General features: G+C 30.5%; 22 protein-coding genes. 8 read left to right on the top strand and 14 right to left on the bottom strand.

The genetic code is table 11. The features are described 5' to 3' along the window. Positions 1-2 precede the first annotated feature (2 nt). Positions 3-704: a M23 family metallopeptidase gene (locus ACRDEC_RS03495; RefSeq protein WP_431496949.1), complete on the top strand. Its 702-nt coding sequence runs from the start codon at positions 3-5 to the stop codon at positions 702-704. A 150-nt stretch (positions 705-854) separates the two neighbouring features. Here the strand turns inward: ACRDEC_RS03495 and ACRDEC_RS03490 are convergent, their stop codons facing one another. The 7 genes from ACRDEC_RS03490 to ACRDEC_RS03460 form a co-directional block, all read right to left on the bottom strand. Further along, positions 855-1,400, bottom strand: coding sequence for a DUF3575 domain-containing protein (locus ACRDEC_RS03490; protein WP_431496948.1), 546 nt, complete (start codon positions 1,398-1,400; stop codon positions 855-857). Between the two features lie 88 nt (positions 1,401-1,488). Further along, positions 1,489-2,520 (bottom strand): helix-turn-helix domain-containing protein, encoded by a 1,032-nt coding sequence (locus ACRDEC_RS03485; RefSeq protein ID WP_431496947.1) that lies wholly within the window; start codon positions 2,518-2,520, stop codon positions 1,489-1,491. 434 nt (positions 2,521-2,954) lie between these two features. Continuing rightward, positions 2,955-3,860, bottom strand: coding sequence for a helix-turn-helix domain-containing protein (locus ACRDEC_RS03480; RefSeq protein ID WP_431496946.1), 906 nt, complete (start codon positions 3,858-3,860; stop codon positions 2,955-2,957). 314 nt (positions 3,861-4,174) lie between these two features. Then, positions 4,175-5,224, bottom strand: coding sequence for an alpha/beta hydrolase (locus ACRDEC_RS03475; RefSeq protein WP_431496945.1), 1,050 nt, complete (start codon positions 5,222-5,224; stop codon positions 4,175-4,177). Positions 5,225-5,712: 488 nt separating this feature from the next. Then, on the bottom strand, positions 5,713-6,513 hold the full coding sequence (locus ACRDEC_RS03470; RefSeq protein ID WP_431496944.1) for a hypothetical protein: 801 nt from the start codon (positions 6,511-6,513) through the stop codon (positions 5,713-5,715). 283 nt (positions 6,514-6,796) lie between these two features. Next, positions 6,797-7,339 (bottom strand): hypothetical protein, encoded by a 543-nt coding sequence (locus ACRDEC_RS03465; RefSeq protein ID WP_431496943.1) that lies wholly within the window; start codon positions 7,337-7,339, stop codon positions 6,797-6,799. 179 nt (positions 7,340-7,518) lie between these two features. Continuing rightward, complete coding sequence (locus ACRDEC_RS03460; RefSeq protein ID WP_431496942.1) at positions 7,519-8,526, bottom strand: SMEK domain-containing protein; 1,008 nt, start codon at positions 8,524-8,526, stop codon at positions 7,519-7,521. A gap of 200 nt (positions 8,527-8,726) precedes the next feature. On the opposite strand from ACRDEC_RS03460, the gene ACRDEC_RS03455 reads away from it, so the two are divergent. After that, positions 8,727-9,425, top strand: a complete 699-nt coding sequence (locus tag ACRDEC_RS03455; protein WP_431496941.1) for a hypothetical protein — start codon at positions 8,727-8,729, stop codon at positions 9,423-9,425. Positions 9,426-9,488: 63 nt separating this feature from the next. Here the strand turns inward: ACRDEC_RS03455 and ACRDEC_RS03450 are convergent, their stop codons facing one another. Both ACRDEC_RS03450 and ACRDEC_RS03445 read right to left on the bottom strand, forming a co-directional pair. Next, a complete protein-coding gene (locus ACRDEC_RS03450; RefSeq protein ID WP_431496940.1) occupies positions 9,489-10,499 on the bottom strand; it encodes an HNH endonuclease in 1,011 nt (336 codons plus the stop codon). Positions 10,500-10,774: 275 nt separating this feature from the next. Then, the gene (locus ACRDEC_RS03445) at positions 10,775-12,184 is read right to left on the bottom strand and encodes a hypothetical protein (protein ID WP_431496939.1); all 1,410 of its coding nucleotides are present in this window, start codon (positions 12,182-12,184) and stop codon (positions 10,775-10,777) included. A gap of 170 nt (positions 12,185-12,354) precedes the next feature. Between ACRDEC_RS03445 and ACRDEC_RS03440 the strand changes: the two genes are divergently transcribed. Both ACRDEC_RS03440 and ACRDEC_RS03435 read left to right on the top strand, forming a co-directional pair. Beyond that, positions 12,355-13,443 (top strand): hypothetical protein, encoded by a 1,089-nt coding sequence (locus tag ACRDEC_RS03440; RefSeq protein ID WP_431496938.1) that lies wholly within the window; start codon positions 12,355-12,357, stop codon positions 13,441-13,443. Between the two features lie 22 nt (positions 13,444-13,465). After that, positions 13,466-13,744 carry a hypothetical protein gene (locus tag ACRDEC_RS03435; RefSeq protein ID WP_431496937.1) on the top strand — a complete coding sequence of 93 codons (279 nt, stop codon included), beginning with the start codon at positions 13,466-13,468 and terminating at the stop codon, positions 13,742-13,744. A 119-nt stretch (positions 13,745-13,863) separates the two neighbouring features. Here the strand turns inward: ACRDEC_RS03435 and ACRDEC_RS03430 are convergent, their stop codons facing one another. The 4 genes from ACRDEC_RS03430 to ACRDEC_RS03415 all read right to left on the bottom strand — a co-directional run bounded on the left by ACRDEC_RS03430 (position 13,864) and on the right by ACRDEC_RS03415 (position 16,464). Then, positions 13,864-14,871, bottom strand: coding sequence for a hypothetical protein (locus ACRDEC_RS03430; RefSeq protein ID WP_431496936.1), 1,008 nt, complete (start codon positions 14,869-14,871; stop codon positions 13,864-13,866). 91 nt (positions 14,872-14,962) lie between these two features. After that, a complete protein-coding gene (locus tag ACRDEC_RS03425; protein ID WP_431496935.1) occupies positions 14,963-15,829 on the bottom strand; it encodes a hypothetical protein in 867 nt (288 codons plus the stop codon). A gap of 38 nt (positions 15,830-15,867) precedes the next feature. Further along, positions 15,868-16,011 (bottom strand): hypothetical protein, encoded by a 144-nt coding sequence (locus ACRDEC_RS03420; RefSeq protein ID WP_431496934.1) that lies wholly within the window; start codon positions 16,009-16,011, stop codon positions 15,868-15,870. Positions 16,012-16,020: 9 nt separating this feature from the next. Next, complete coding sequence (locus ACRDEC_RS03415; protein WP_431496933.1) at positions 16,021-16,464, bottom strand: hypothetical protein; 444 nt, start codon at positions 16,462-16,464, stop codon at positions 16,021-16,023. Between the two features lie 362 nt (positions 16,465-16,826). Here ACRDEC_RS03415 and ACRDEC_RS03410 point away from each other — a divergent pair, with 362 nt between their 5' ends. Genes ACRDEC_RS03410 through ACRDEC_RS03395 form a run of 4 tightly spaced genes read left to right on the top strand, consistent with a single transcriptional unit; the run spans position 16,827 to position 20,798 of the window. Further along, positions 16,827-17,756: a hypothetical protein gene (locus ACRDEC_RS03410; protein ID WP_431496932.1), complete on the top strand. Its 930-nt coding sequence runs from the start codon at positions 16,827-16,829 to the stop codon at positions 17,754-17,756. A 2-nt stretch (positions 17,757-17,758) separates the two neighbouring features. After that, a complete protein-coding gene (locus ACRDEC_RS03405; RefSeq protein WP_431496931.1) occupies positions 17,759-18,238 on the top strand; it encodes a hypothetical protein in 480 nt (159 codons plus the stop codon). Next, positions 18,225-20,285: an AAA family ATPase gene (locus ACRDEC_RS03400; RefSeq protein WP_431496930.1), complete on the top strand. Its 2,061-nt coding sequence runs from the start codon at positions 18,225-18,227 to the stop codon at positions 20,283-20,285. The genes ACRDEC_RS03405 and ACRDEC_RS03400 overlap by 14 nt, the downstream gene beginning before the upstream one ends. A gap of 54 nt (positions 20,286-20,339) precedes the next feature. Further along, the gene (locus ACRDEC_RS03395) at positions 20,340-20,798 is read left to right on the top strand and encodes a hypothetical protein (protein WP_431496929.1); all 459 of its coding nucleotides are present in this window, start codon (positions 20,340-20,342) and stop codon (positions 20,796-20,798) included. Between the two features lie 56 nt (positions 20,799-20,854). On the opposite strand, the gene ACRDEC_RS03390 is transcribed toward ACRDEC_RS03395, so the two are convergent. Beyond that, positions 20,855-20,941, bottom strand: a complete 87-nt coding sequence (locus ACRDEC_RS03390; protein ID WP_431497060.1) for an IS3 family transposase — start codon at positions 20,939-20,941, stop codon at positions 20,855-20,857. Between the last annotated feature and the right edge of the window lie 6 nt (positions 20,942-20,947).

Here is a 20,947-nt window from a genome sequence, read left to right as displayed (position 1 = left end):
TCATGAAACTTATCAAAACTACAGTTAGCATTTTTACATTCGTTTTTATTTTTTTATTCATCTCTTGTGCAGATATTTTAATAGGCGATGGAGGAAAGTACGACGAAGACATCTATTTAAATTACAAGACAAAAACAGTATTGGAATTGCCTTTTGAAGACGAGTGGTACGTAGTTGCCGGAGGAAAATCATTAGAACAAAACCATCATTTTGCTCCACATCGCCATCAAAGGTATGCGATGGACATTGTGCAAATAATAAACGGACGAGGAAATTCTGGAGATGGTACAAAAAATGAAGATTATTATTGTTTCGGAAAACGCTTAAATGCATCTGGAGACGGAAAAATAATAGCTGTAGAAAACGCTATTCCGGATAATGTTCCGGGAATTAAAAATAGCAAGCAATCGTTAGGGAATTATATTATTATTGACCATTTGAATGGAGAGTTTTCCTTTATGCTTCATCTTAAAAAAAGCTCTATAATAGGGGCAGTAGGAGATGTTGTGGTCAGAGGTCAAAAGGTAGGTTTGGCTGGAAACAGCGGTTATTCTACAGGTCCGCATCTGCATTACCACCTGCAAACAACCTCATCTCTTGTAACAGGTGTTGGTCTTCCTGTACAATTTTTAAATTATTATTCTGATAATGAATTTAAAGAAAGAGGTGAGCTTGTTACGGGTCAAATAGTACGGAAAAACTAAAAAAGCACTGCAAAGCTATAGCTTGTTAAACAAATTTTTTAAAAGTAAGTTTAAGCAAAAAAAGCTTCAGAGAAATCTGAAGCTTTGTCTTAGTAGCGTGAAGTATTCAAATAGCTAACCAGCATGGATGATTATTTTGAAATTATTGTTTTAAAATCGATATCCAGCACTCAGTCCAAATTTTGCAACAATATTATGGTCTGTTTTATTTGCGTTGAATAGTAGTCCGCCATAACCAACATTCGCTTCAAAAAGAAATCCGCTTTTACTGACCCATTTCCAACCTCCACCAGCACCGAGAGCAAAATCAATAACGTCAGGGTTTTCAGTATAAATTGAATGATCTTCTGAGGGATATATTTTTTTGCCATCAATTGAAGTCAGCATTCCAAATCCTTCAACAAACCAGCCAGCTGCATGTTTTTTGCCAAAATATCGTCTATAGTAAGGAGAAATTGAATAATTTAAATCTATCTCATTTGTGGTATTGTCAAACACTTTATAAATAGAAAGTCCTAATGATGAATGATGATTTAAATGTCTTTCGTAACTGACCTGAAAAGACCCTAATAAAGGAGCAAATGCATTTAATTTAATTTCATTGTTTTTCTGATAAGGATTTGCATCGGCTTCATTTTGAGCATTGACAGAATAAAAAGCCAACAGAATGGCAAGTAATAAAAAGTTTTTTTTCATAAAAAGTGATTTGAATTATTTTGATCCAAAATTCACATAATAGAAATTGCAAGAGGTTTCAAAAGCTTAAAAATGTATAAAATGGTACTTATTTGCTGGTATTTTTATATTCATTTGGTGTCTGACCAGTAACTTTTTTAAAAGCTTTATAAAAAGTCGTTTTTGAAGTGAACCCAGATTCTAATCCCATGGTCAATAAATTATAGTTTTCATATTCAGAATTTGAAATCATTTCCTTGACGGCTTCAATTCGATATTGAGTAATGTAATGTGCAAAGTTGTCTCCTGTTATTGTGTTTACAATTTGTGAAACGTATCCTGCGCTTATGCCTAGTTTTTCAGCGACTTTTTCTCTGTTTAATGTACTGTCAGTATAAATGTGCTCTTCTTTGCAAAGAAGTTCCAGTTTTTGAAAATAAAGATTATCTGCTGTGATCGATTCCCTATTTTCTTCAGATATATTATTTTCTACAATTGGCAGATTGGTATACGAAATTGCTAAATCGTTATTTAGAAAATTATAAACAGCATCTTTGTTTTTGGCCAATTTGTATTTGTAAATACCTACATAAGCAGTCCAGTGAATTATGAATGTTGCAGATAAAGCCAGAACACTCATAGTAGGAGAAATGTCAAATTGAAGAAACAAACCGGCTAGATAGGTAATGAGAAAAGCAAATATCAATGAAGAAATAATTGTTAGTAAGGTAATTATCCATTTTCTTTCCTTTGAATCTTTTAAATGTTTTATCATAAAATAAGAATAAAACAACAGAAATGGGATGAATGTAAGGGCCAAAAAAAGGTGAATAAGGCCAAGTATGGTCAATAGATCGTTTCCTGACTCAGAAATAGTATAAATTCCTGCAACACCATCAAGATCACGTGTAATATTAAGGGTGGCGGAATAGACAAATGGAATAAAACACAAATACGTTTTTTGTTTGCTTTTTACAGTTTCATCAATCCGGTTTATAATGAACAGGAAGATGAAAACTGGTAATAGAAACACCCACTCGACATGGTCGATAAAGAGTAGAAGAGGATAGGAGGTAAATACTTCTTCAATCTCAAAAACATGATTCAGTAAAATAATGGAGAGTGTAAATAGTAAGTACACCAGATATCTATTTGAATTACTATTGAATAAGGAAGACTTTAAAATAATTAAGCCTAAGACTATTCCCTGAAAAATCGCAATATTTAAAAGTGTTGTATAAATCAATTTTTAAAAGTGGTTTTTAAGATTTGTTTTGGGATATCATAGTAATTAGTCTTTTACTGGAATATAGCTTATTTCGTACGAATTGACAAGGCGAATTTATATTAATGCTGATGATTTTCTTTAGGGGTTAAGAAATGATTAACTAAAATGACGTATTGATTTGTAAAGGTTGTTGCAAAAACATTTCTGGATTTCTATCCCGATCATGCAGATAGGTATACAACGTTAGCACAGGTACCCGCACGCAAAGAGAATTAAAGAAATAAATACAGACAAAAAAGCCTCAGATTTCTCTGAAGCTTTGTCTTAGTAGCGGAACTGTTTTATTGTTACTCAGTTAATAATGTTAGGCCAGTTAAATCAGCTTTCCCGTTTTTAAGAAATTCAAACGTCATTCGGTCAGCCTGGCAGTCAATAAATTGAATTCCTTTTAGTTTGCTGCCTTTAAAAAAAGTATTTTGAAGTGTTACATTTTTAAAAGTTACTTTTGAAAAAGAGCAGTTGTTAAAAGAGCAATCTTCTATTGTGCCATTGAAAACTATATTAGAAATATGAGACAATTCAAATGAAGACAGATTCCAAATTACATTTTCTACCATACAATTTTTAAGTTCTGTTGTCTTAAATTCGATTCCAGAAAAATTGGACTCTGAAAAATTACAGTTTTTAATTTCACTTGACGAAACCTCCGTGTCTATAAGTGAACATTCTATGAAGAGGTTGTTCGATAAGTCGCAAGATTTAATCTTACTGTTTCTCAAATCTGAATTAGAAAAATCACAACCTACAATATTATTGGAGTTTAATGTTAAGTCCGATAAGTCTGAGCTAATAAATTTACAGTTTTTCATATTTGAAGTACTGAATTTATCTTTAAGATTGTTAAGCCCTGAAAAGTCAGCATCTACCCAGTTTCCTGAAGACATATTCCAATTTAAACCTGAATTATTTTTAGATTTTGTAGTTGGTATTTCTACAGATTGCTTTTCTGTTGTTTCAGATGAGTTCTCTGATTTGTATGATTTGAAAGTTTCGGAGAAATAGTTTAAATCTACTCCTAGAATTTCAGCGAGTCGGTTTAGGGTCATTATGTCCGGCATAGATTCGCCGCGTTCCCATTTTCCAACAGCCTGTGCGCTAATAGATACTTGCTGTGCAAGGTTTGCTTGCGAAAGATTGATTTTCTTTCTTGCTTCTGCAATTTTATTGCCAATTGATTTTGAATTTTGCATCATGATATTTTTAATTTGTGATGCCACAAAGGTATTTTGTCAGCTTACGGGAATGCAAATAAATACCGCTATTGTTAGTTGTAAGGTCGCTACTTCTAGTTGTTTTTTGACAACTATTAGAGGTTTAAACTCCTGATTTTTATTATTATTACGTTTTTATGTGCTTCTTGTTTAATATTGCTGGTAACATTCTGTGGTTTTACGCTGTTGTGAAGTTCGGAAAACGTTTGTTTCTGTAAATATATAATATCTTGTGATAAGCAAAATGCGAATTTTGTGCATTTTTCGCAATAGTTCAAAATCGTTGTTAGCAGATGTTATTGATTTTTAATCCAGTTTGTAATTTCATTTTTGGGCAAATTGTCAATTTCATACATTGTAGATAAAGATAATTCGCCTCTAGTGAGGTAATGATTTAAGTTTTCAAAAACTAATATTTTAATTTTATCATTCTGAAATGACTTTAAAACTGCTGTTTCTGATATTGGGTCAACGTATTTGTCGTCAGTGCCAATAACATAAAGTGTAGGGATTTCAATGGTTTTATAAACGTCCTCGAAATTTTTCTTAAGAATATGTTTGAAAAATACAAAATTTGCGTAGTGAAATCTTTTGTAATTTTTACTAGTATAGCCTGCTTTCGTAGCTTCTTTTAAAGCTTTTTTTGATATTTTCCAATCGGGTTTCCAGTTGGTTTTCCAGTCCTCTTCTATTGGAGTTCCTCCAAATGCTTGTTGAAAAATGTCCATTACTTCCAGCTTTTTTTCATCACTTTCAAAAATCAATTCATCTTCAAACTTATTAATCCCTGTTTTTAGCTGATATTTAAAAAAAGCGCCATGCTTTTGTACCGGTGCCGCCCATTGTAATAAAAAATCTGGTTTTAAACCCTTTTCAATTAGTGTCATTGTTACCATTCCACCTTGACTATGTCCGATTAATCCAATTTTCTTTGATGCAAAAGCAGTATTGTTTTTAATAGTGTTGAATATAACCGTCAAGTCATCGGACATATCCGTAATAGTATAGTTTGCGGTGCTGAACACACCTTCCGACAGTCCAGTTCCTCTTTCATCATATCGCAATACTGCAATTCCGTTCGAAAGAAAATTCTCGGTCAATAAAGGATGATTGTTTCTTGTATCCTTTCCAGAACCGGGAACAATAATTATAATTTTATCATACGGAGATTTAGGCTCTATTAAAGTTCCATATAGTTTTATGTTTTCTTTTGAATTGTAAAACTCTAATTCAGAAGTTTTAAAGTTTTCAATGCCTCTGATTTTCTTTTCGTATTCAAACATTTCTTGTGCATGACAAATACTTGTAGATAAGAATAGGAATATTAAAAAGGATATCGTTTTCATATATAATTTCTGCTAAACTAAATAAATATACACAACCATTTTAAATTTTGAGATAAATAAAACAATAGTTTTTTGAAATTTACTAAGTAATTTATGTGAATTTAAACAACTATTAGACCCGTTTAATAGCAACATGTTAAATGTAGTGGCGTTCAGATAAAGCTCTATCTATATTGTAGATTTTGGGATAGAATGTTTTTATTTGGATTCAAATCGTATACAAAATCGTATGCGTTTGTGAAATACAAAACGCTATAAAAGCAGAAAAGCCCTGCAAATGCAGAGCTTTCTTAGTAGCAGAGAACATTCAGTTATCTAACCAATTATTGGTTGATTATTATAAAATTGTTGAGTTTGCAAATAATCATTTTATAACGAATATCTAATCTAATAGTTAAATTTCGAAATCTGGATTTAAAATCAGATATGATGTTTTTTAAAAGGTTGTATATTAAATTATGGCAAACTGCTGTTCGCTGACATTAGAGTTATTGTAATTCATGATTTGAAATCTGTTTTGTGGTAAAAAAATCGAAATATGTACCTTGAATATTAATAAATACTCTTGGCATGCAACTATTAAAACCTATTTCTTTAAACTCACGCTTGTATAAATTATTTAAAAAATCTGCATTTTCACGAATAATTTCAATTGTAAATCCATGTAAAACAGGAAAAATATATAGTTTAGCTTTTTCCGTATCATCTAAATTTAAAGTTTTATCATTGAATTTTTGTTGTAAACGTCCACAAATAAATTTTTGAAAAAGTTGTGGGTTATGGTATCTTTTTGAGTCAAATTCTATATTAAGAACTTCTACCAATATTATGTTATTCGAGTTATCGATAAATTCAAAATCAACACTCTTTCCATTCGACAAACTTTTCTCATATTTATTCAATTTAAATATTGTACTTAACGTCAGACCTGCACCAATCTCACCTAAAATATTTTTAAAACTACTTTGTTCGAAATTAAATATGACACCTATTAATAAATCTTTAAACGCTTTATTTTTTCCAAGTTTTAAAAACTTACCGAGTACATAATTGAAGTATTTAAACTCCGTTCTTGTTATTTCTGATTCATTTGTAGAATGTTCTCCTACAAGACGAAAAAAGGTTACTAAAAAGTTATTATTAGTGGTGCCACCACCATTTTGACTAGTATGGTTAATAGATTTTCTTATAAATTCTCCAAACTCTTTTTCAGATATAAACTCTAATAAATTTGGACAATAAAGCTTTATAATTGCAATAGATTGGTTAATAATATTTGTAAATGCCATATTGTTTTTTTACAAAAATTAAGTAAACAAGCAGTCACTTTTATTCTGCTCTAACTTTCTGATAGGGTAGATTTGATACTTACGGATTTCAAACTAATGACAGCTAACGTCCCGCCTGCTTTGAGCAGGTGGGGACTTTTGTTACTGATGTTTACAAATATACCGAAAAGATTGAAAGAAAAAAGTCGAAAAAAAGGAGAAATGCAAACACTGGCTCTTCTAGATACACCTTAAACCCCTACTTGCTTAAAACCGCTGTTATGGGCAGTTTTTTTAATGTTTTTCAAACATTTTTCACCCACTTAAAACTGCACGAGTAACCTAGATTTATCCTCATTATATATTCATCTTCGCCAATAAACTCATCCAAGAAGCTTTCAGAAAATCCACTTCCTCCAGAATCTCTTGCCTTAATTAAAACATTGACAAGAGGGTAAAATGTATGTTTGTAACTACCTAGCTTGTAAAAACGTTCTTCATATTCAAGAGTTTCTTTAGTATCACAAATAATTAAAAAGCCACTACTTTCACTTATTCTTCGTGCACATTCTAGTCGTCCAGTAAAACTTGCAATCTTACCGTTCTTACTAATTCTTCCGCACGTGCGAAATAAAATCGGTCTTGTTGCTGGTAGATAATTCTTTAAAACAATATCCCAGACATCGAAAAAAGCTTTTCTTTTTCCATCAGGTCCAGTGCGCATCCAATTACAAATAAATGTTACAGTAGAATCGAAAATGTCAGCATCTCTGTGTAAAATGTCAATTAGATTTTGAGCTATTTCAGTCTTTTGATTTTGTGATAATCGATATTGAAATTCATTCATTGTTTCTTAACTCAAGGTAATCCTTTTTTTACAATTGCTTATAGCGTTCCGACGCTTGGCGAGGTTGCGAATTACGGAACTGATTATTTTCTGTTAAAGATAAAATTTCTTGCGAAAAATAAACTTGAATTTACTACAAAATTCGCAATCTTGCCAAACGACTGTTATGCGTAGTTTTTTTATTCATCAAGTTCTGTAAAGTCCATAGTATTAAAAAGTCGCCTTAACGAAACGTTATTGTCTTTTGCCCAATTAACAACTTCATTTAATGTATACCAAGATAATGTCACATAGTGAAAAAGCTTTTCTCCTATCCAATCTTCACCATAGTAAATTAAACCTGCATCTTCTAAAATTGCTAATTCACTTTGAAGTTCGTCATCTGACATTTTAAGGAAGTTTTTTAAAACCTGTGGCAAAACTCCCCATTCGTGGCAGTCGTGATTATATCCTTTAAACTTTCCTTTGTCTGCAATTATTGCAAGAAGTTCTCTCGTCACTCGCGGAACTCCCAATAGTTTTTTATAAAGTTCCTGTATTGAAGCAAGATTAACATCATCTTCGTCAAATCTGTCCGCAAGTTTACTTGCATTAAGTGCTGGGCGATTAGGTGTAACTTCTAATTGATTGTATAAAGAAGATTGGAAGTTTCCTTGTGAATCAATTGGCTCCAATTCAATTTTTAGTTGTCGGAATTCTCGTTTAAATAAACTGAATATTTCGTCTAACTTTTCTGTTTCCAGAACCACAATATCTTTTAGAAGGTCGTCAATGTCAATAATATTAGTGTCAACGTTGAACTGTGTTTTATCAATGAGAGCTTGGTTAATTGTATAAGACCCTTGCTTTGAGCCAACAATGAAAACCTTAATGTCTTTATAAGTATCAATTTGCACTTGTGTCAGTTTTTCAAGTGTGTCAGTTACTTTTTGAGATGTCTTTGTTGAAGTAACTTGAAATGCTATTGGCTTTTTACTGTCGCCTAAATCAATACCAGGGTTATTGCTTCTTTCAGTATTAATATTTGTCAAGTTAAGACTATAAACAATATTTAAAAGGTCTTTAAAGAAATCCTCACAAAATTTTGTCAAATCAAATAACTGAAGTCTGTTACGAGTTTCAACTTGATATTTTAGTCCAGCTAAATCGTCAACTATTTTTCCAACGATGTATCCTCTTGTTATCATTTACGGTGTCTGTTTAAAATTACGCAAACGTCCCGCCGGCTTTATGAAGTTGGGGAAATTTACTCCTGAACCATTCCATTTAGGACTGAAGCCAAATATACAAAAAGCTCGTTCCATTAAACACTAAAACCCCCAATTTCATAAAACCGCTGTTAGGGGAAGTATTTATGTTTAAATTTGATTTTCTAAATATAATAACTATGGATTTTTCAGAGGATTTACTGCGAGTTTTATGGCACGAGGTTGGGCATTTTTGTGTTGACCTTTTAGAATCTGAAGCTAATCCAGATTTCGTAGTTGATGATTTTTGGGTTATGTATAATGAAAATGCTATCTCCAAACACAAATGGGGTGGTGGCGTAAGAATGATGCCATCTGTTAAATGGAATGTTTTAGTTGAAGATTTAGATAAAACTTCATTCTCAATGTTAGGTTCAATATCCGGATGTGTATTTGAAACAGTTTTTCTCAACGAATTTCTACAAAAGAATGTTCGGTTTGAAGACTGTTTTAACAATAAAGAAGGTTGCGCTGGACAGGGAGATTTTATGTCTTTTTTTATGATGGGTTCAGAACTCAGGAAAAAATACGGTCGTAATCCAGATTTTATAAAGTTTTCAGAAACTGAATTATTTGATATTTATTACAAACAATTAATTACAAATAAAGCTTTTTTAGAGCAACTTAATGAGATTGTAGTAAAAAGAAGAGATAAGATTTTAGCGGATTACAAGGATTCTGATAATAAAAAAGAATATTCTCATCACTTGATAAAAGACGATTTAGATATTTTAAAAAATCATGTTACTGAAATCATGTTGAAAACTTCATTTAAAGAAATGATTCTAGATATTAAAGAAGTTATTCGAGCTAAAATGGAAATAGAATCTCAAGTTTAGAGTGGTATTTTAACACCGAACGATTCGAATATTTCGCCAAACCGCTGTTGTGCGAAGTGATAATTATTTGGTTATTTCCTCCCAAAATTTAATCGGTAACAAAGAATTATTTTCGCCCTTGATATCGAATTCTGTATTTAAATAACTATTGGTTTCAACTTTCAAATCTCCTTCACCTTGACAAAGAAGGGTTTCAATGTTATTGTAAACATTTATGTCGTTTTCATCATATCCCGGAATGCAAATTCCAATTCTGTAAACATCCGATTTAGTTTGCAAATCGAAAACTATAAGGAAGCTTTTTAATTCTTTTGGTTTGGTGATAATATTTACACCGAGTAAATCGTCAGTATAATTGTTATGAATCCAAAATGGTTTACTGATAATTTCTTTTTCTGGATATTTTATTTGGCTACGTATTAATTCCATGTGTTTGCCAACTACAAATGCATGCCCTAGCTTTTCAAATCCTATTAGATAGGCAATTTTTAAAAGGCCAATACTTGCTAATCGTTCATTCCTTTTATTTGGTTTTTTAAACTCAAAATTCAATTTTTGACTTAACCCTGCAGATTCAAAATTAGAAATCAATGGCAAACCTGAATTGTATTCGTACTCGAAACTATTAAGAAATGCATCCTTAACAGCTGGATTATTAGCAGGGCTGATATTTATTATAAATTTTCCTTCCGAATCTAAATTTACAGTTGCGTTGACACCATTTTCACCAGTTGATTGGTTATATAATCGTGTTTTCAAGGACGCATTTGGTTTAAAACCCATCAAATCTAATTCGTTCAATGCGAGCAAAATTTCACTGTCTATTTTTGAGCCGGAAGAATTATTACATTGCTTGCATGTCAATATATTGTCTTTTCCGCCTAATGAATTTGGAGGATTATGCTCTAACGTTAACTGTTCGTATTTATCTTCTCCATAATATTGTGTACATAATGGACAATAAAGACCAATTTCAGTTGGTATTATTTTGTTGGGCTTTAAATTTGTTTTAAAGTCCGATAGGTTATTTGAGTATATGTCGAATAGAATCCGTTTCTTGATTTTTTTGCTCATCGTTTTAAATCATTTCGCACAACTCTTAAATATATGTAATTTACAAAAGAAGTATGAATTTAAGATGTTGATTTTAATTATTTGTATTCGACAATAAAAAACACGCAATGTGTAAAAATGAATTGTCAAACGATTCTTTTATATACTTTTCAAATATAATTTTTATTTGTTATGTCCACAAACGTATCAGGGGCAATAGCATTGCTGAATCATAGAAACCTAACATTGGATTATGAATCAGGTGTTGGATTTTTGCTTAAAATATTTCTAGCTCTCTAAATAAGCCCAATATCTTCCGTTTGAATTTTTTGGCATTGTTTGATGTGTAATTCAAGATTTTTATCAACATATTTTAATTCAATCAATACTAGGTTTTCAGTTAACCAGCATATAGCATAGAAATAATCACTTATTTCGTTTTGCTCAAGAGTTGGTTTCCCATAAAAATCTAAGAGTTTTTCACGAACTGAAGAAACTTCTTTTACGAACGTTGATATTCTATTTGGTGAACCAAACTTTTGTAGGATTAAGTGCTTTTCGTTATCCACTGGGTGATAAACAGCATTAAAGTATCCTAAAATATAGGAAGGAATATAATGATATTTAAACTCGTCCGTAATAACAGTAGGCGGAGCATCAATTACCCAAGAAAGAAAATCTAAAAATAAGTAGCCATTTTCTAATTCACTTGAGTTTTTTTCAGTAAAATCAACAAACTCTTTAGGTGTAAATACTTTTACATCAAGTTTTAACAATCGATATGTAAGCTTGGCTTTTTCTCTTGTATTATTATCTGCACTAATAAAAACATCACAAGTCGAAGCATATCCAATATGTTGATAATCGGTTTCAATATTATCTAAATGATGTCCCTCTTTTATTTTATCAGAGAAAAATCCGTTAAAATCCAAAATACGGCATAATTGCTGAATTTTCTTAAAGATACTGCTATTGTCTTTTTCTGGTAAGAAGCGTTCATACAGTTCCATGAAATTTTCTAAATTCATTTTCTTGGCATTCTCGTCAAGTGATTCAATAGGGTCAAAACGCTTATCCCTCATTCGACCTGTATTAACTTTCAAATCCTGTTGATATGCCTCCCTAAATTCATTATATGTATTATCTTGATGTAAATTGCCTGACATCTTAATGAGATTTTCTGTTATATCTGCTAAAGATGTGGTTTCAGAATCACCTACTAACATTTGAATTTTATTCGCTGTTCGTGGAGTTGTATTTAGGAGTTTTTGATATTCTTTATCATCTATGTTTTCAGGAGACTTTACTATTGGATTGGAGATTTGAATATTGAATAATGGCTTTAAAAGTTCTAATGGTTCAAGTAAGTCATCAATAGTAATATTTAATGCTTTGTTGTGGTCGTAAGTTTGAATGTACATTTCCATTGCTTTCTTAGAACAGATTGGATTGATGAATTCCAATTCATCACGGTCGGTATCAGCAATTAATAAATCTCTCGAATATTTTTGAAGAATATTCAACTTACCTGTAATTCCTTCTATCCCCACTTTGAGATAACTTCTGTGTAAATCAAGCAAATGAGCATGAGAAAAAGGAATAATGTATTTTGAATTATCTATCAAAAATGCTGATGCCTTTTTATAGGTTTCATCATTATCATCCAATCTGCTAAATGCGTTCCAATCTAAATAAACTCTAAGCATAAATCATAAATTTACACAAAGGTAGATTCTATGTATTGCTACTTATCGTATTAGTAATAAAATAGTTACTAACATTATGTTGAAAAGTCACCTTGTTTGCCATTTTGTTTATCGTTAAATTTGTTACTATATATTTGGAAATCATGATGAACGATAAACTACTAAGGTCTATGTCAACGTATACCGCAATAAGCAGTATGGTTACGAAAACAGATAGGATGTTTGAAAAAGCTATGGGTGTTTCCCTTGCCTTTCAGAAGTCAACTAGTTTCATGCGCAATGTAGAGAGTGCAACGAAATATACAATGGGTGTTATGCCTATGTTAGATTCTACCGCATGGATGAGAAATGATGCAATGGTTGGATATTCAAATTTCAATTCTAGTGCAATAGCTTACAAAATCTTAGAAAATTATCCCAAGCCATTAACAATTCCAAAATGGATTCTAGATTTGAATAGTTCTCATAACGCTTTAAAAGGTGCTTTTACAGCTCAAAGTAATTGGCAAAAGGCTTTTCCAGTTATTCCAGAAAATTCCGCTGTGAAGAGCGCAATGGATATTGTCTCAGGATTAGCAGGTTTAAATGTAGCTGCAAAAAGCATTGCCGATATGTCCAAGCTTTCAGAATCAATTTTGCGGTTTGATACCAGTATAAATCAACTTTATAAATTTATTAATAATATTGATGAAGACTATGATGATTTTGAAATAGATATTAATTCCCAATTGACTGCTGCTATTGCCTATGATGTTGATAATGCCATAACAGAAGACAAGAAAATAGCAATTGTTTACATATTTCAAAGTATGTTAGATAATTTAAGTAATATATCAGTTGATTTTACACTTGGTAATGAACAGAAATTGTTATTAAACAAACTTAAAAGTCTTGTTGACGAATGGAAGAAAAACGGTATGATATTTAATTCTCTTGTACTTTTATGTTATGTATTTCAACCCGTAATCGAACATTATCATAATGAAATTTTAGGACTAGAAGATGATAAACCAAGTTTAATTATAAATCAGTCAAAGATTGAAAATAATAACTATACAATCGAAAATTCGCTTCAAGTGGTTACTACGGCAATAAAGTATCTAAAAGATAAAGCAGACAATAGACTAAAAGTGAAGTTCATAATTCCAATTGGCACTCAAATGGATATTGTACAGGATAATGGAAAATGGATTAAGGTCAAATTTACTTGTAAGGGGGCTTTTTATAGTGGCTGGACTTTAAATTCAGATATTAAATAAATTATTATAACCTATAAAATTAATGAACGATTCTTACAGCCTAAAGGAAAAAGAGATTTTAAACTACTTGAGTAAGCAAGTTTTATCTAGAAAAAACAATAATACTATTTATTCCGTTACCGAGCATTTCAGCCTTAAATTTAGTAAAATTAAGGTTGATGAAACTTGGTTTGAAATGAACAGAGATGAATTAGTGGTATTTTTAGAGAAAAGAAATAATCGTGATTTTTCTTCACTTGACAAGGGTTTAAATGATGCTGATATAAATCCTGAGAAAAACTTTTATGTAAATTTTTATTAGGATTTTAATAGATTTGTAAAAGCGAGCCTAAAACTGGATGAAGTATTTGGTATTAGTTTTTTGTTTTTGAAAATTGTAATAAAATTACCTTAACTTGTTAGTTAGTGGTAATTTTTCATTTATTGGCTGTAAAATCCTCCGTTTCCAATAGGAGACCAAAAACAATATTTTACAAATTTGTTCCTTCTTTGGTCTTCAGGTATTTGCCTTACTTCATGTGGAATTCCAATATTTCTGTTGTTTTTTGAAGCTAATAAAACAAATATTAACTCAGTGATATCAAGCATATTCTTAGTCGTGATTTCTAAAAATTCACTTAATGAAGTTCTTTCCAACTTGATTTTTTTGTGCTTTAATTCAATTGTCGGTTTAAGTATGTTTCCATCAGTTTGTAACTCAAAATCTAAAACAGTTGTATGCTCAAGTCTATGGTCGAATCCATTTCTTAATTCTCGAATAACTTGCATAAAGAAAAGTGTTTTTTTAATAAACTCTACGAAAGGGTCAGTTTCACCATATTTTGTTTTTAATATTTCGCAAAAATTTGGAAAATGTGACTGTTTTGTCAAACCTTGATTTGGGTAAAATACTGTTATTATTTCCATTAAGGTTTGTTCAATATGGTCAGCTTTTTGAAAAATAGTTTTGCATTTTGATTCAAGATTGATAATAGAAGGGAGTTTATATGAAACATTCTGATTTTTTCTTTCTTCATATTCTTCTGAAACTTTATTTTCAGTTTTTTGATATTCATCGATTTCTTTTTCGAGTATTGAAATTTCTGAAAGTATATCAATTGTTAAACCAATTACTTTGTTACAATCAATAGAACCTAACATATATTCTGTCCTAAACAAAGTCATAGCAGTTAATAAAGTTCTTGAAACTGTTTCCGATTCTGCACCTTTGTCTATGATAAGTTTATGAATTGTTGTAGGTAGATTGATGTTTGTTCTGTCTGGGTCGATAGAGTCAGCCATAACCATTTCATAAATTGATTTTTCTTTAATTATCAATATTCGATTACCTATATTTTTCATTTCAATTATAGCGCCGTCTTCGGCGGAACCAATTTCAGCATGTCCAGATGATTCTCGAATTTTGTCAATAGGTCTTTTGTCTTTCATAATTGTTTATTAATGTTTCCTAAATTTTAGGTTAAGTATTGACCTCGAAAATACAAATCATAATAGCACACAACCTATGTTGTATGAATGTTTAGTCTTTCCTTCGTATAATGCCATTGTCCTCTGCTATACTAGTCATAATAAAAAAAGTCTTTTCATCTTTATCATGGTCATAATTTTCACCATATACAGACTTTAAAAATTGAATAAGCCAAAATGAAAAATATATAGACACATAAGCATGTCTGTCATAACAACCTAAGGCATCATCATTGAAATCAGGATGAAGACTTGGACCAATTCTTCCATCTTCATGTGAATTAACTGTCAACAGTTCGCCAACCCTAGGAGTGCCAAAATGTGCTATTTCGGACAATGTCGGATAAAGTTGTTTTCCACCATCTTTGAAGATATTTATAACATTTGGTGTTTTTTTTAGTAGTTTAAGAAGTGGATTTTTGTCGATTTCATGAAGTCTTGTTACACTTTCGAAATTCTTTCTAATAAGTGTAAAGGCTTCAATTAAATCACCATGCATTATCATATCGTTAATAATGTAATGTGTTCGAACAAAAGATATAGCAAGGCTGATTTGATACGAAATCTTTTCAGTAGGGTTGTTCATTTTATTTGCAAGCTGTTGAATTGTTCTTGCAATTAAACCATCCAAAGTTATTCTGAAAGTATTGTGTCCGTCAGATTCTAGCTTTCTATATTTTTCTTTTGTAGTTTCTCTTGCGATTGTTGCATTTGCTTCAAAATCACAGGCATTTCGCATGAGGTCTTCTACATTGGCTTTATGGTCAAACTCGTGTTTCATAACATTAAATAAAACTTTCCATGATTTAAAGTTATAGTGGTTGGTTTTACCACTGATACTTACAAATGTACCGAAAAGGGTTGAAGTAAAGATTTCAAAAAGAAAAGAAATACAAATTTTTCCGTAAACACCTAACATTACAAAACTCTGCTGTACAGCTATTATTTAATCAAAAATCAGATTTTTTTAATATTTCCTTTAAAAACTTCGTCGCTGTTTAATTTATCAATTCGTTTCATAAATAATTCTTTATTAGAAGCTTTTTCTTGTTTTAGGTATTTTTCAATACATGAAAGTAAACCATCGTTTGCACAGCCCATATTTCCGTTTTATGTTCCAGGGCTTTGAAATATTGCTTTAATTGTCATTAAAATTGCTTTTGTTGCTTCTAATTCCAATTGTTCTTGATTGCTATACCAGTCATTTATTTCAAATATAGGCTTGTCAAGATTATGATGAACATACTTATTTCTTAATTGTCTTAACCAATCAATGTCTTCTCCTTCATAATATTCTGATAACAATTTTGCTGTCCCAATTTTATTATCCATAGCTTCAGTTTCTCTCAAATGAGCATCAATTACAGAAACAGACATGATTACAACGGATATCCATGCACCAGAGCAAAATGCAATTTCCATATCTATAAAAAGTGCGATTGAATGGTCACTCACAAGATATGAGAATCCTGTTTGAGCATTCTCTAGTTCTGTGTCAAGCCAATCCCTTCGCTTTTGCCAATTTTCTCTATTTGGATAATCCAATAAGTCCATTTTGAGTACTAAGTTTTTTTAGGGTTATTGCTATCCTGTAAATATTGCACTTTTTTGCGGATAAATAAATTCAGTATAAATACGTAATTATTTCATCATGCTTTATGGATATTTTTGATAAATAATGAATTTTCTGAAAATTAGAGAATGAGATTTTTCGAAAAAAACTATGAGATAAAGAATAATATTTGTTTCATTATTGAGTAGAACTCACCTATTTCAGTTAGATAAAATATCATTAAAATTAGTGATTGTTTAATGTGTGTTTATTGTTATATATTGTTCACCGCTAACTATCCTGTAAGCATTCATTTAATCAATATAACTTGATTAGATGGAGATTTAAATTTAAGATTAATTAAATGATAAAAACTGAATTTGGAACTTTTGACGGAGATAGATGGGAATCTATAAGTCAAATTTGCTTTAAACAAAATTTTAGAGAAGAAGGTTATCAGGAAGTTAAGGCTACCCCAGGAGATTATGGAATTGAAGGATTCACCAGAACTGGAAAAGTTTTTCAATGCTATTGTCCAGATGAGTCCTATTCAAGTTCAGAACTATATGAAAAGCACAGAGATAAAATCACAAAGGATTTAACAAAGCTTAAAACTTATGAAAAACAGTTACAAAAATTTTTGGGAGATGCAAGAATTAATAAATGGTATTTTGTCACACCTACTTATGGTAAAAATGATATAATTGCCCACTGTACTTCGAAGCGAGATGAAGTTAAATCTTGGGGGTTATCTATAATAGATAATGATAATTTTGAAGTTATTTTTGAAGACATTAGCTTTCTACATCCGCATTTAAGCCTTGCTTTGGATGCCACTAACCAAAAAGTAAATTTATCTCCAACTGAAGAAATATCAGAGGGGGAAAAGCTAAAATGGAAAGGTAAAAAAATAAATTTAGTTGAAAATGCTCAAAGAAAACATCAATCAAGATTTGATAAAAATGCGCCTAACGTTGAGGAACGTGTTGATGATTTAACTGAAAAAACAATAGCTTCTTTTTTAGGCGGGAATATTTTGTTGAGATTATGGCAAACAGAATACCCTACAGAATATGAAAAATTTTTATCAATTGTAAGTTTAGTAGAAAATGAAGTTATAGAGAAATGCATGTTTCCAGTTCAAAATAAAAATGATTTATATTATAGTTTTAGAAGTTTGGTGGAAACCAAGTTAAACATTGCTTTCCCAAAGTTAGAGCAGGAAATGATTATAAATTTAACTAATCAGGTACTTGCTGATTGGATTTTGCGATGCCCAATAAATTTTGAATAAAAATGAAAGATTTTGAAATAAAAGATTTAAAATTTTCGAAAAAGCCTATCTCAATTCCTGTTGATTATAGGCCTATGTATAAGATTGCTCAAATAGTTATGATACTATCAACTACATGTATAGGTAATAAATCTAGCCTATTAAAATTGCATTTATTGAGTTGGGCATTAAAAGATGACAAGAATAAAGACGAAGTTTTAGAATTAATAAAAAATAATTATGATACAGATATTGCTGTTTGGGGAATTGAACCAGCACTCAATAGAGCACTTTTGTTTTGCGTGTCAGAAAACATCTGTATTATAGAAAACGGAAAATATTTGTTGACGAAAAAAGGAGAAGAGTTTTTCAAGTTAATTGTCACCGCAGAAATTTTTAAAGAAGAATTCGAGTTTTTGAAATTTGTAGGGAAAAAGAAAATAACAGATAATAGAATAGAATCTATTTCAAATAAATGGTCATTATTCAATGTTAAAAATTAACAAAATAAAGTTTGAAGTAAATACTGACTCGGGACTGTTTGGTTCAAATTACGAGTTTAGTAATGGGCTCAATATTATTAGAGCTGATAATACTAGCGGGAAGAGTAGCCTTTTTCAAGCAATATCTTATTGTCTAGGTTTTGAAGAGATAATAGGGGGTAAAAATGAAAAAACTATGCAGTCTGTCTTTAGAGACCAAGTAGAATATCCTAAAGATTCATTTCATAAAGTAGTGCAATCTTTCGTTTATTTAGAAATAGAAAACAGTAAGAATGAAATCATTACCATTAAAAGAAGCGTGGTAAGTAATTCAGACAGAAAACCACAATTAGTAGATGTTTATTTTGGGAAATTGATTGATGATACAGAGGAAATATTACCTGAATCTAAACCAATGTACATTCACGATAAAGGAGGCGCTACTGATGAAATATATGGATTTCATCTCTTTTTAGAAAATTTTTTAAATTGGAATTTACCAAATGTTTTGACAAATTCAGGTGACTCGAGAAAACTGTATATTCAACAAATTGCTTCTTCATTTATGATTGAACAAAAGTCAGGATGGTCTGATTTTTTTGCGACAATGCCACATTTTGGTTTAGCAAATAAAGAAGCAAGAGCAATAGAGTTTCTTTTGAAATTAGATGTAACTGAAAATAAAAAAAGGAAACAACAAATTGCCTTTAATAAGAGAATCGTTGAAGATAAATGGAGTAATTTAAACAATCAGTTCATTCGACTTGCGGAAAAAGGTGGCGGAAAAATTGTGGGACTTGAGCAAAAACCAACAATAATTAATGATTATAGAGGATTAAATATTTTTTTAACTAATGATGAGGAAGAATATTCTATTTCAAATTATATCGACTTACAAGTTGAAGAATTAAGATTGACACAAAATAAAGCTGTGTTTTCAGTTGGTCAAAATATTTCAAATGATGAAACGCAACTTGGAAAATTAAATAATTTCATTAATAGTTTATCTTTAAATTATGAATTACTATCAACTGAATTAAATTTTGACAAAGACCGATTACGCAGTTATAAATCACAATTAAGTTTGCTGAAAATTGATTTAGGAAAGAATAAAGGAGCTTTAAAAGTAAAAAAGCTTGGGTCCGACTTTAATTTAAAAACTTCTATTGAAACCTGTCCAACATGTAATCAAGATATCAGTGATTCTTTATTACCTTTAGAAGTTGAACAGGTTCCAATGCGTTTAGAAGATAATATTGATTTTATTGATGCTCAAATCAAAATGGTTACCGTTTATATTGAAGGTCAGGAAAAAACAATAAGTGAAAAAGACAAAAAATTAGATTTATATAGGGCTAAACTATCAGAGGCAAGAGCAAGTGTTAGACAAATAAAAAAGGAGTTAATATCTGATGAAAGATTGCCGTCAATTATAGAAATTGAGCATAGACTTAATCTAAAAAAACGCATAGAATTTTACAATAAATACCTTGAAGACTTCAACCAATTGATTGAAGATTTAAAAGAATTATCAGAAAATTGGAAAAAAATTGTGATTGATGAAAGCAAATTACCTAAGAACTTTTTTTCAGCCTCTGATGAAGAAAAGTTAACATTCTTAGAAATACAGTTTAAGGGTTTACTGAAAGAATTTAACTACACTAGTCAACAAAATGAATTTATACATATTTCAAGAGAAAATTATTTACCTGTTATTAGTAAGCCTTTCGGAGAAGAAACAAAAGATTACAGTATAAGATTTGATTCGTCTGGGAGTGACTTTATAAGATGTATTTGGGCTTACACTTTTAGTTTATTAGATGCATCAATTAAATTCGATGGGAATCACCCTAGATTAATCATGATGGATGAACCAAAACAGCAAGATGCCGCTATTGAAAATTTCCATAGTTTCTTAAAAAGAGCTTCTTTGTATGTTGAATCCCAAGTGTTAATTTTTGCGTCGTTTGAAAATTCCGACCAAGCATTTAGCACGGCCACAAAAGATGTTAATTTCAACTTGATTCACATTAAAGATAAGCTGATTAAGCCTATTGTTTTGGGATAATATTTTTTGGGTTAAAATAAAATCCATCATTAAACAAAAATTTAAATCAATAGTATGCGATTAGCAATATTAATAATTGGAGTGCAGAATTCTGGAAAAACATCAACTATCAAACATCTTGTGAATACACATAGTGACAAATCATTAAACGTAATGAGAGCTGGATGGCAAAGTATATTTTTAGATTCATCGTTTAAATATCTTAAACTTAATTTTTTCTGTGTACCCGCTTCACCCACTGAAACAAAAAAAATGTTATCTATAAGATTTCCCAGTTTTATTCCAGAAGTTTTAATAATTGCCGAGCAATTAGGTGGAGCTAATTATCCAGATACAATAAGTTTTCTAAATAGAAATAATTTTGCAGTCGCAACTTATAATCTCTCAAATTCTATTGGAACATCGGATTGGGATAAATTTGATAACACTAATAAATCTGTGAAGTTGAATAACAGAACAAATCAAATTATTAATGATATCAAACTATTTATTAAAACTAATAATATAATCTAAAGTAATAAATCCTAATCCGTTCTAGACTGAACCCAAAAAGTTAGACAAATTTATAATTAATTTTGATAATAGTGAGCTCGATATTTTATCGGGCTCATTTTGTTTAAATTTGATTTGATTCTTTCATCATTATAATACTTAATGTATTG

The organism is Flavobacterium sp., assembly GCF_050696275.1.
Lineage (GTDB): Bacteria > Bacteroidota > Bacteroidia > Flavobacteriales > Flavobacteriaceae > Flavobacterium.
This window is presented reverse-complemented; position numbering and strand designations above follow the sequence as displayed.

Bases quoted from the DNA above. Each gene is read 5' to 3' on its own strand.
- ACRDEC_RS03470 (WP_431496944.1), bottom strand. From the start codon at position 6,513: ATGGCATTTACAAATATTATTAACCAATCTATTGCAATTATAAAGCTT.
- ACRDEC_RS03440 (WP_431496938.1), top strand. From the start codon at position 12,355: ATGTCAACGTATACCGCAATAAGCAGTATGGTTACGAAAACAGATAGG.
- ACRDEC_RS03495 (WP_431496949.1), top strand. From the start codon at position 3: ATGAAACTTATCAAAACTACAGTTAGCATTTTTACATTCGTTTTTATT.
- ACRDEC_RS03490 (WP_431496948.1), bottom strand. From the start codon at position 1,400: ATGAAAAAAAACTTTTTATTACTTGCCATTCTGTTGGCTTTTTATTCT.
- ACRDEC_RS03415 (WP_431496933.1), bottom strand. From the start codon at position 16,464: ATGGACTTATTGGATTATCCAAATAGAGAAAATTGGCAAAAGCGAAGG.
- ACRDEC_RS03460 (WP_431496942.1), bottom strand. From the start codon at position 8,526: ATGATAACAAGAGGATACATCGTTGGAAAAATAGTTGACGATTTAGCT.
- ACRDEC_RS03435 (WP_431496937.1), top strand. From the start codon at position 13,466: ATGAACGATTCTTACAGCCTAAAGGAAAAAGAGATTTTAAACTACTTG.
- ACRDEC_RS03475 (WP_431496945.1), bottom strand. From the start codon at position 5,224: ATGAAAACGATATCCTTTTTAATATTCCTATTCTTATCTACAAGTATT.
- ACRDEC_RS03465 (WP_431496943.1), bottom strand. From the start codon at position 7,339: ATGAATGAATTTCAATATCGATTATCACAAAATCAAAAGACTGAAATA.
- ACRDEC_RS03425 (WP_431496935.1), bottom strand. From the start codon at position 15,829: ATGTTAGGTGTTTACGGAAAAATTTGTATTTCTTTTCTTTTTGAAATC.
- ACRDEC_RS03445 (WP_431496939.1), bottom strand. From the start codon at position 12,184: ATGCTTAGAGTTTATTTAGATTGGAACGCATTTAGCAGATTGGATGAT.
- ACRDEC_RS03400 (WP_431496930.1), top strand. From the start codon at position 18,225: ATGTTAAAAATTAACAAAATAAAGTTTGAAGTAAATACTGACTCGGGA.
- ACRDEC_RS03410 (WP_431496932.1), top strand. From the start codon at position 16,827: ATGATAAAAACTGAATTTGGAACTTTTGACGGAGATAGATGGGAATCT.
- ACRDEC_RS03420 (WP_431496934.1), bottom strand. From the start codon at position 16,011: ATGGGCTGTGCAAACGATGGTTTACTTTCATGTATTGAAAAATACCTA.
- ACRDEC_RS03430 (WP_431496936.1), bottom strand. From the start codon at position 14,871: ATGAAAGACAAAAGACCTATTGACAAAATTCGAGAATCATCTGGACAT.
- ACRDEC_RS03480 (WP_431496946.1), bottom strand. From the start codon at position 3,860: ATGATGCAAAATTCAAAATCAATTGGCAATAAAATTGCAGAAGCAAGA.
- ACRDEC_RS03405 (WP_431496931.1), top strand. From the start codon at position 17,759: ATGAAAGATTTTGAAATAAAAGATTTAAAATTTTCGAAAAAGCCTATC.
- ACRDEC_RS03395 (WP_431496929.1), top strand. From the start codon at position 20,340: ATGCGATTAGCAATATTAATAATTGGAGTGCAGAATTCTGGAAAAACA.
- ACRDEC_RS03455 (WP_431496941.1), top strand. From the start codon at position 8,727: ATGGATTTTTCAGAGGATTTACTGCGAGTTTTATGGCACGAGGTTGGG.
- ACRDEC_RS03450 (WP_431496940.1), bottom strand. From the start codon at position 10,499: ATGAGCAAAAAAATCAAGAAACGGATTCTATTCGACATATACTCAAAT.